The sequence below is a fragment of the Sphingobium sp. genome, from assembly GCF_035511395.1.
Taxonomy (GTDB): domain Bacteria; phylum Pseudomonadota; class Alphaproteobacteria; order Sphingomonadales; family Sphingomonadaceae; genus Sphingobium.
Genome location: NZ_DATKFP010000143.1, coordinates 20,289 through 29,533, shown reverse-complemented (window position 1 = coordinate 29,533; position 9,245 = coordinate 20,289). Strand labels below are relative to the sequence as shown.

Here is a 9,245-nt window from a genome sequence, read left to right as displayed (position 1 = left end):
GATCAATCACCCTCCAATCTCCATTATAGAGAGAAGGAGGGCGATCGATGCATGATCGGGACACTTATTCGAATTGAGCCGATAACACCATTGCAACCTGTTCGGGCGCGACATCGTCGATCGCGATTTCGCGGTCGGGATGTTCGCTATAGCCCAGCATCCGGCCCTGTCGGTCGAATGTGACGGATAGCAGCCGCAGGCCGTCATCCTCACGGATGACCGCCAGCCCACCGGCTGACGGAAAACGGTCCGGATCGACCACGACAATGGAGCGGCCCGGAAGGCCCGATCCCAACGTCGGACGGCAGACGCGCAGGCCATAGGCCCGCGGGCCGGCATTGCGCGGCGCTTCGACCTGTTCTCCCGTGGCGGTACGGGCAATCAGGCCGTCATTCAGCGGCGCGCCGAACACGGGAAGCAGGCGGACAGTGGCATTATCCGACGCATGAATGGCGTCTATCACCGGCGTGGCCGCGTCGTCTGGCATCAGTTTCGTCAGCGTCGGTTGCGCAGCGCGCTCCTTCCGGCGTGCCTTCGCCAGGGGACTGTTCGTGGCCAATTCTCTCCGCAGTTCCAGCACTTTGGTACGGGTCTTCGCGATCCGTGTCTCGGGATTGGCCACCAGCGGCAAGCTGGCGTCGAAATCTCCCCCTGCATGTGCAGCGACCAGATGCTGTTCCAGTTCTTCGGCACTGGAGACGCCAAGTAGACGGAACAGGGATTGTCGGATGTCGACGCTCCAACGATCGATCGGCTTGTAGGCATTTTCGATGCGCGACAGGATGACCGGCGCTATGCCGTAATCCAGTTCAAGCGCAGCAATGGTCAGCGAAGCGTCGGTCGCGCGGCGCGCGCGAACGGCAGCGGCCACAAGCGCGGCCAGGCTGTCCGCCAGAGGATCAACGCTGTCAGCCGTCTGGAACTCCGCTGCCCAGACTGAAATATCGAAGGCCGGATCGTCAATATCGATCAACAACCGGTCCGGCGCCACGTTCAGGGCGGCGGCGATGTCCCTGATTTCATCAGCCCGGGCGAATATTTCGCCGCGCTCGATCTTGGACAGGCGAATATAGGTTATCGTCGGAATAGCCTGCGCGAGTTGCAGCAATGATCCGGCATTCTGTTTTTTCCGATAATCCCGGATATTGTTAGGAAACAGGAAGGTGCGAAACATGTCAATGCTCGGGATCGGCTGCAATGCGGCCTTGACCCTGATATTTTTTGAACGTGAACGGCCGTTTTTCTGTGTCATTTTGCCCTCTGCACGCAGAATATTCCAGGAACAGCAGGTCAATCCCTTGACTGCTATCATTCCATGACATGATCTTCTGGTCAATGATTTATAAAGGATGCCTACCGCAGTTTCTTGATTTAGATCATCCTATACAAAGCACGTCGAGTTCATGAATTGCCTGAAATTGCGATGCAGAACGCCCGTATGGGCCAGATGTTTCCGGGAAATTTCACAAAACTCACAATTTTTTCCATCATGGCTCAGGCATCCTCCCTTTTCTTGAATATAGGACACCTTTCTGCTCTTTCTCCTATCACGCAGGCGTTTCCAGAGGATGAACGGCGCTTGTTGAAACATGACATCGGAGCCGCATCTCCCGAAAGATGCGGCCCGTTATTCCGATCAATGTTTGCCGGATATATCAGCCCCGCCCGATCGCCGTTTTCAACAGCCCGATCTGCTTGCGATAGAGGTTGGTCATGGCAGCGAAGTCGGACTGAACTTCGCCCATTATCAGCAGTTGGTCTTCCAGCGTGACATTGTTGCCGTCCGGCTTCGTCTCACTGATGTCGCTTTCGAGTATCACGTCGCCGCCTGCCTTCGGTGCGCGCGCGCCCAGAGCGGCCATTCCGCCCGACAGGTGAATCTGCGGCCGGCTGATGCGGGGCTTGCCGCCACTGCCGCCATAGACCTCGACAAGCGAGGAAAAATCGGGAGTTTCGACGGTGCGGGCCTTGAAGCCGGGCGTCTCGCCATTGGCGATATTTTCCGCGATCACGCGCTGGCGTTCGGAAAGATGTTTCATGGATTGACCGATGCCGGCCAGCAGGGATGGGGTGGACGTCACTGCAATCTGTTCCTTTATGCGGACAGACGGCTCAGCGCCGCCTGATATTGGGCCAGCCGGGCCTGTTGATATGCCGAGCCGCTGCCGGTGATGGTGCCGTTGACCTGCGCTTCCTTGGCGGAGTCCCAGTAGAGGGAGCGATAGGCGCTTTGGGTCATCGACAGGGCGGCACTGATGCGGGACAGGGCCGCAGTGGCGGACTTTACATCTGTCAGGCTGAGCATGTCATTGAGGTTGAGGCTGTACGTGCCGCCTGGCGTGACCTTGGGGGCATTCTTGTCCTTGGGCGCGGCAGCGACAAGGCGGACCGGCGCCATGCCGAGCTTCGCCAGCGCGTCGCTGCCGTCGGCACCGGCGATCAGTTCGATGCTGTGTCCGGTCTTTACATCGATCCGCAGCACCTGCTCGCCATCGACCTTGGCGGTTGTGGCGGTGCCGTTGATGCCCGTGATGCGCTGGATCTTCTGCGCCAGCGTCGCAAATGTCTCATCCTTGCCGATGGTGATCGTCCGCGTCGCGCCGCCATCGACACGCAGGCTGAATTTGTCGCCCTCCTTCAGCGTCGTCTGGGACGAAATGCTGGCTGATACGCTCTGGTTGAGCGTGCCCCGGCCAAGGCCAAGCGCCCCCAGCGCGGTTGCGCCGCCAGTCACCGCGGTGATCTTCACCGGTTCGACCGTGTGGGTGACGAGACCCCACTGATCGACATCCTGCACCGCGCCCGTGGTCGTGTCGATCCGCGCGACGAAGCCATCGACCTTGCCCGTCTTTGTCCCCTCCAGCACGCCATTGGTGCGGCCGCCGACGTAAAGCGCGCCGTTCATGAAGGTGACGCTATCGGCCTGCTCGTCATTGGCGGTGCCGATATAGCTGGTAGTAGAAGAAGAGAAATCGGCGGCGATCTGCGTCACGAAGGCATCGCGCCCGCCGCTCATGCCGTTGGCCTGATCGCCGTTGACCGCAACGCTGGCGGCGCCCGCTACTGCAATCGCGCCGCTATCGGAGACAGCGATGGCCCGCGCATCGACAGCGCCGAGGCTGACCGATCCGAGGTCGGTCGTCAAAGCCTGCGCGTCCATGCGCATCAGCGTGGCATTGGCGCCCTGCTTGGTCAATGCCAGCAACTCGCCCGATCCGTCGATAGCGAGCGCGGTAATCGAGTCCGCCCCCCCGCTATCGATCGTCCGCTTCTCTTGGATCTTGCCTGCCGCGTCGAGCCGCACGATCACCGCGTCGCCGCCGCCGGTGGAGGCGCGGCCCGCGACATAGAGGCTGCCGTCGTCGCCCACTGCCACGGCGGTCGCGCTTTCATTGCCGACCTGCCGAATGGCGGTGGCGAAGGTCTGCGTCCCGCTGGCAGTGAAGCGGGCGACCAGCATGTCGGTCTGGCTGTCGTCGCTGCCGTTGAAGGCGCCGCTGACGGTGCCCGCGATCACGATATCGCCATTCGCTGCGATGGTGAGGGCGGCGCCTTCGCCCGTACCGGCCGCGCCCAGACTGCGCTGCCAGACGACCTTGCCTTCGCTGTCGACCTTGGTCAGGAACAGGTCATTGGCGCCGTCCGACAGCGAACTGCCAAGGTCGCCGGCCGTCGTGCCGACCACATAGCTGAAGCCCTGCGCATCGGTCGCGATGGCACGGGCGGTCGTGCCGGCATAAACGACGGGGTCGGCGGCATCTTCGTCATCTTCGTCCGCATTTGCCTTGGCGATAGCGACGGCCTGAGCTGTCGCCTTGCTGTTGACGGCGTTGATGGTGTTGAGCCGTTCGGCCTCCAGCGAGGAAGCCGGGTCGTCGATGCGGAAAATCTGCGCGGAGGTCGGCCCGTCCGTCGCAGTGCGCCCGCTGGCGATCATCAACGCATCGGCGGAATTGACCTGGTCTATCGAGGCCTTCTCGATCCCCGCCGCAGTGAATACCAGCCCCCAGGTATTGCCGGTCTTTTCGACAGAGAAGCGCGATTTCCACTGGGTGGTCGGATTGCCTTCGCCATCCAGGATGGGATTTCCGCTGCCGTCGAGGGCAGGTGTCGCGCCGATGGCGGCATTCAGGGCGTTGGCCACGCTGTCCAGCGTAGGTGGTTGGGTCGTGGTCGACAGATCGACCGTGACCGTTTCCGTCACCGTACCGCGTGTAAGCTGGATACTGAAGACCTCTGTGCCACTGAGACCTGTCAGAGCACCATCGCGCGTCTTGCTGACACCCTCCGCACGGATCTTGCCCGACAAATCGACTGGCTCGATCCCGATGCTTTCCGACCGTCGCGTGACGAGGCCATAGTTCAGCGTCAAAAGATCGGTTTCCGCCTGACCCAGATAGGTCTGGAGGTCGCTCAGCCCTTTGGCGAAGACCTTTTGCAGGGCGAGACGCTCGGTCGAGGATGTCGTCTTCTTGGCGGCGCTCTCCGCCAGCAGGCGCAGCGCGTCCAGCGCCTTGTAGGTGGTGAAGGCGGTCTGCACGTCGGGCAGATCCTCCAGCCCATTGTCGGTGCTGGTGTCGATGATGGTCTTCAGCCGTTTGATCGCCGCGATCTGCGTGCTGAGCGGGGCATCGCTAGGGTCTTCCTGCCACGGCGGCGTGGTTTCCGGCAGGGTAAAGGCTTTCTTCGCTTCGATCACTGCGGGCGAGTCTATCGCCGAGGCATAATAAGATGTGAAACCGTTGGTGCCGCCCAGCAGCGACAGGCCGACCAGGCCATTGGATAAATTTATCGTCAAGCGATCCTCCATAGCCGGAAGCAACCGGCATTCTCCTATAAGATAGAGGAATGCAGCCCTCACCCGGTCCGTCGGCGGGGCAATATTTTGGGGAATATTTGCAGATGAACATGATGACGCCGCAGATCGGCGAACCGCCCGAACTCAAGAAATATTCGGGTCTTCAGCGAGCGGCGGCGCTGATGCTGGCGCTTGGCCGCGATCATGGCGGACCGATCTGGGAACAGCTGTCGGTCGAGGAGATCAAGGAATTGTCGGCCGCAATCGCCCAACTGGGCCGCGTGCCATCGGTCGTCGTCGAACATCTGCTGGTGCAGTTTTCTGGCGAGGTGTCGAGCATGGCCTCGCTCCACGGATCGTTCGACACGGCGGAGCGGCTGCTGGAAGGCATATTGCCCGCCGATCGCGTGCGCGAAATCATGGAGGATATTCGTGGTCCATCCGGCCGGACGATGTGGGACAAGCTGTCCAACGTCAGCGAGTCCGTGCTCGCCGGCTATCTCAAAAATGAATATCCGCAGACCGTCGCCGTCATCCTGCACAAGCTGCGGTCGGACCATGCCGCCCGCGTGCTGGCCGAACTGCCGCGTGAACTGGCGACCGACGTCGTGATGCGGATGCTCAAGATGGATACGGTGCAGAAGGATGTGATCCTTCAGGTCGAACAGACGCTGAAGAGCGAGTTCATGACCAACCTGTCCCGCGCCCAGCGTCGCGACCCGCATGAGACGATGGCAGAACTTTTCAACGCGCTCGACCGGTCGACCGAGGAAGCGATGCTTGTCGCGCTCGACGACAAGGCCCCGGATTCGGCGGAGCGCATCCGTGCGCTGATGTTCACCTTCGAGGATCTGGCCAACCTGCTGCCGGGTGCGATTCAGACGATCGTGCGCAACAGCAACAAGCGCGACCTGGCGCTGGCGTTGAAGGGAGCGCCGGAAGAGATGAAGCAGATCTTCTTCAACGCGATGACCGAACGCGCGGCCAAGTTGATGCGCGACGACATGGCGGCGATGGGACCGGTGCGTGCGCGCGAATGCGAAGAGGCGCAGACGTCGCTGGTGCGTCTTGCCAAGTCGCTTGGCGATCGGGGCGAAATCATGCTCGTCGATCCCAAGAGCGACGATGCGATGATCTATTGAGCCGATGATGGAGGCTGCCATTTCGATAAAGCCTTTCGGTTTCGACCGGGTGTTCCGCTTCGGCGCCGCGCCGGAGGATGAGAGTGCGGCGGTGGCGCCGCCGGTCGAGGAACTCCACGCGCAGATCGTGGCGCTTCAGGAGCGGATCGAACAATTGCGCCAGGATCAGGAAGTGGCCTTGCTGAAGGCGCGATCCGAAGGCGTTGCGCAGGGGCTGGCGCAGGCGCGGGGCGAGCGGGCAGAGGCCATGTTGTCCGCGACCGATGCGCTTCATGCCGCGCTGGATGACCTCGGCGGACAATGGAGTACCGAACGCGACAGGCTGATACAGGACGCGGCCGAAGTGGCGCTCTGCGCTGCCGACATGATTGCGGGCCATGCCATCCGTCAGGAGCCAGGGCGGGCAATCGACGAGGCGCTCGGCCGTGCGCTGCGACAGGTGGCGCGGGGCACCGCGCTGCTGATCCGCGTGCATCCCGACAGTCTGGAGGATGTCGAACGGTTGGTGGCGGATCGTCGCACGGGCGAACGGCGCGCGCTCAACATCTCTATCGTCGCGGACGCGGACATCCCGCCGCACGATGCGCATATCGGCTGGGCCGAGGGTGGGCTGGTGATCGATGCCGCGTCGCGTCGTGCTGCTATTGCGTGCGAACTTGGCGGTCTGATCGCAGAGGGTGACGGCGCGTAAACTTTTCCGCTTCCGGCAACTATTGCCTAGCTGCTCCTCCTATAATGATCAGGGGGACGGCCAGGGGGGCCGCCCACTCTCTCACAAAGAGGCAGCCTTGAACGCTTTGCGGAATTTTATCGAGCAGATCGGCCCTCGTCGCGTGCTGCTGATGGGGGGCGTCGCCGCCGCCCTGTTGCTTTGCATCGGCTATCTGGCTCTGCGAAGCCCATCGAGCGAGATGGGCTTTCTCTACACCGATCTTGAACCGTCCGCCACGCAGGCGATCGGCGAGAAGCTGAAGGGTCAGAACGTCCCCTTCCAGATTTCGGCTGATGGTACGTCGGTCATGGCGCCGGTCGACAAGCTGCCGGAATTGCGAATGGCGATGGCCGGGCAGCAACTGGGCGGAAAGATCGGCTATGAAGTGCTGGACGCCGAACAGCCTTTCGGGATGTCGGCCTCGCGCGCGAAACTCAACGAAACCCGTGCGATCGAGGGCGAACTGGCCCGGTCGATCGAAAGCCTGGAGCGGGTCAGCAAGGCGCGCGTCCATCTGGTCATGCCCGAACGCGCCATGTTCGAAACGGAACGGCGCAAGGCGACGGCGGCGGTGACGGTCAAGACGACCGGTCGGCTGCCGGGGGAATCTGTGCAGGCGATCCGCTATCTGGTGGCGTCCGCCGTGCCTGAACTGTCGCCCGAAAGCGTGTCCATCGTCGACCAGTCGGGCGCGCTGCTGGCGCGTGCCGGTGAAAGCGGCGGCGCGGGATCGTCGGAAATCGATGAGCGCCAGGCCGCCGTCGAGGATAAGCTGCGCGCGGAGATCGAGGCGATGGTTGCGCCGATCGTCGGCATCGGCAAGGTCCGCGCCGAAGTCGCCGCCGTGCTGGAACGCGATCAGGTGCGCGAGGAAGCGGAAACCTTCGATCCCGATACGCAGGTCGTCGCCCATCAGGTCACGGTCGAATCCAGTGACCAGAATGACGAAAGCGGCGCCGGTGCGCAGGGCGTGACCGTGGGCGCGCAGTTGCCCGACAATGAAGCTGCGATCAACGGGACGGGAGGCGAAAGCCGCCGTTCGGCCCGCAACGAAACGTCGGAAGACATTACGTACCAGAATAGCCGCACCCAGAAGGTCAGCATCCGGTCGCCGGGCAAGGTGGCGCGCCTGACCGTCGCGGTGATGGTCGACGGTGGCCCCAAAGGCCTGCCGCAGTCGGAAATCCAGCGGCTCCAGCGCCTCGTCGAAAATGCGGTCGGCTTCGATGCCGAACGGGGCGACAGCGTAGTCGTGGAGAATATGAGCTTCGCCGCGCCGGGCGAACTGGACGGCACGGATGGGGGTCTGCCCTTTGGTCTGACCGTCGGCAATCTGCTCGACCTCGCCAAATATGTACTGATCGGCGGCGTGATCCTGCTCGCTATCCGGATGCTGCGACCCAAGGTTGCGCCTGTGGAAGCGGAAGGCCAGCCGATCGAACATCTGCTGACGCCTGAAAATGACGAGATGGCAGCGCTGGCCCAGCGCGCGGCCGATGGCGACGAGGAGGCGATGCGTCAGCTGGAGGAGATGCGGCAGGACGTGCCGCTGCTCGATGAGGAAATCGCACTGGCCCAGATTGACGGGCGGATCAAGGTCTCTGCCTTGAAGCGCATCGGCGAAGCGATCGCCGCCGGCCCGGCGGAATCCGCCTCGGTGATCCGCCAATGGATGAATGCATGAAAGGGGATGCAATGAGTGAAGATATGGAACCCCGGCAACTGACGCCGGCCCATCTGACCGACGGCAGCGATGATGTGGAGATGAATGCCGATCCCAACTGGTCGCCGCGCCCCTCCGCGCCGCCGACGCCCGACGATCTCCAGGCCGTGTTCGACGTGCCGGTCAAGGTGCAGGCGATATTGGGCCGTGCCCGGATGGACATTGGCGAATTGCTGCGGCTGAAGCCCGGCATGGTGGTCGAACTGGACCGCCGCGTCGGCGAACCGGTCGACATTTTCGTGAACAACCGGTTGATCGCGCGCGGCGAAGTGGTGCTGATCGACAGCGCACTCGGCATCACCCTCACCGAAATCGTGCGACAGGAGCGTTGATGTCTGCATCCGAACATGACCCGACCCGCCTGCTGCTGGTCGGTGATCTCAACAAGACCATGGGCCTTGCCGTCGAGATGGTGCGCGGTTCCGCCGCCAGCATCGCGGTCGGCACGGCGGATTGCGAGGCACTGGATCGCTGGCGTCGGACGGTGGGTGACCTTATGGTTGTCGATGTCGCTGTCAACTTGCCCGATGTGATTGCCCGGCTGCGCGGAGAGCGGGCGGCCAATCAGGCAATAACCGCCGCCGTCGAGCAACTGGTAGGCCACAGCGTCGACCAGGTGGAGCGTGCGCTGATCCTCCAGACGCTGGATCGCTGCCGGGGCAACCGGACTACTGCGGCGGCCATGCTTGGCATCTCCGTGCGGACGATCCGGAACAAGCTGCGGAGCTTCCTGACCAATGACTTCACGCCGCCGCCGGGGCTGTTGCGGCATTGATCGACGCCTGATCCAATCCTGTTCCTTCCGAGCATGTCGAGAAACGATGTGCTCCATGCTTTTCGACAATGCTCGAAGCGAGCGGATGTGGTCGC

Annotated in this window: 8 protein-coding genes; 5 read left to right on the top strand and 3 right to left on the bottom strand. The window is 62.5% G+C overall.

Annotated features, from left to right (window positions below; genetic code table 11):
- Positions 1 to 64 precede the first annotated feature (64 nt).
- From VMR39_RS09625 to VMR39_RS09615, 3 genes are all read right to left on the bottom strand, one after another.
- Positions 65 to 1,174, bottom strand: a complete 1,110-nt coding sequence (locus tag VMR39_RS09625) for a helix-turn-helix transcriptional regulator (protein ID WP_325415749.1) — start codon at positions 1,172 to 1,174, stop codon at positions 65 to 67.
- Positions 1,175 to 1,655: 481 nt separating this feature from the next.
- A complete protein-coding gene (locus VMR39_RS09620) occupies positions 1,656 to 2,081 on the bottom strand; it encodes a flagellar biosynthesis protein FlgB (RefSeq protein ID WP_325415748.1) in 426 nt (141 codons plus the stop codon).
- A 14-nt stretch (positions 2,082 to 2,095) separates the two neighbouring features.
- Complete coding sequence (locus tag VMR39_RS09615) at positions 2,096 to 4,798, bottom strand: hypothetical protein (RefSeq protein WP_325415747.1); 2,703 nt, start codon at positions 4,796 to 4,798, stop codon at positions 2,096 to 2,098.
- Positions 4,799 to 4,911: 113 nt separating this feature from the next.
- Here VMR39_RS09615 and fliG point away from each other — a divergent pair, with 113 nt between their 5' ends.
- The 5 genes from fliG to VMR39_RS09590 all read left to right on the top strand — a co-directional run bounded on the left by fliG (position 4,912) and on the right by VMR39_RS09590 (position 9,150).
- Positions 4,912 to 5,940: a flagellar motor switch protein FliG gene (gene fliG, locus VMR39_RS09610; protein WP_414712484.1), complete on the top strand. Its 1,029-nt coding sequence runs from the start codon at positions 4,912 to 4,914 to the stop codon at positions 5,938 to 5,940.
- 7 nt (positions 5,941 to 5,947) lie between these two features.
- Positions 5,948 to 6,631 carry a flagellar assembly protein H gene (locus VMR39_RS09605; RefSeq protein ID WP_325415745.1) on the top strand — a complete coding sequence of 228 codons (684 nt, stop codon included), beginning with the start codon at positions 5,948 to 5,950 and terminating at the stop codon, positions 6,629 to 6,631.
- A 97-nt stretch (positions 6,632 to 6,728) separates the two neighbouring features.
- Positions 6,729 to 8,336: a flagellar basal-body MS-ring/collar protein FliF gene (gene fliF / locus VMR39_RS09600; protein WP_414712483.1), complete on the top strand. Its 1,608-nt coding sequence runs from the start codon at positions 6,729 to 6,731 to the stop codon at positions 8,334 to 8,336.
- Between the two features lie 80 nt (positions 8,337 to 8,416).
- Entirely contained in the window at positions 8,417 to 8,707 is a 291-nt protein-coding gene (gene fliN / locus VMR39_RS09595; RefSeq protein ID WP_372859789.1) for a flagellar motor switch protein FliN, read from the top strand.
- Positions 8,707 to 9,150 carry a helix-turn-helix domain-containing protein gene (locus tag VMR39_RS09590; protein WP_325415744.1) on the top strand — a complete coding sequence of 148 codons (444 nt, stop codon included), beginning with the start codon at positions 8,707 to 8,709 and terminating at the stop codon, positions 9,148 to 9,150. Before fliN ends, VMR39_RS09590 begins: the two co-directional genes overlap by 1 nt.
- Positions 9,151 to 9,245: the final 95 nt, after the last annotated feature.

What these genes read in the sequence shown, in the direction of transcription:
- fliN (WP_372859789.1), top strand. Translation starts at nt 8,417, where the DNA reads ATGAATGCCGATCCCAACTGGTCGCCGCGCCCCTCCGCGCCGCCGACG.
- VMR39_RS09605 (WP_325415745.1), top strand. Translation starts at nt 5,948, where the DNA reads ATGGAGGCTGCCATTTCGATAAAGCCTTTCGGTTTCGACCGGGTGTTC.
- VMR39_RS09590 (WP_325415744.1), top strand. Translation starts at nt 8,707, where the DNA reads ATGTCTGCATCCGAACATGACCCGACCCGCCTGCTGCTGGTCGGTGAT.
- VMR39_RS09625 (WP_325415749.1), bottom strand. Translation starts at nt 1,174, where the DNA reads ATGTTTCGCACCTTCCTGTTTCCTAACAATATCCGGGATTATCGGAAA.
- fliG (WP_414712484.1), top strand. Translation starts at nt 4,912, where the DNA reads ATGACGCCGCAGATCGGCGAACCGCCCGAACTCAAGAAATATTCGGGT.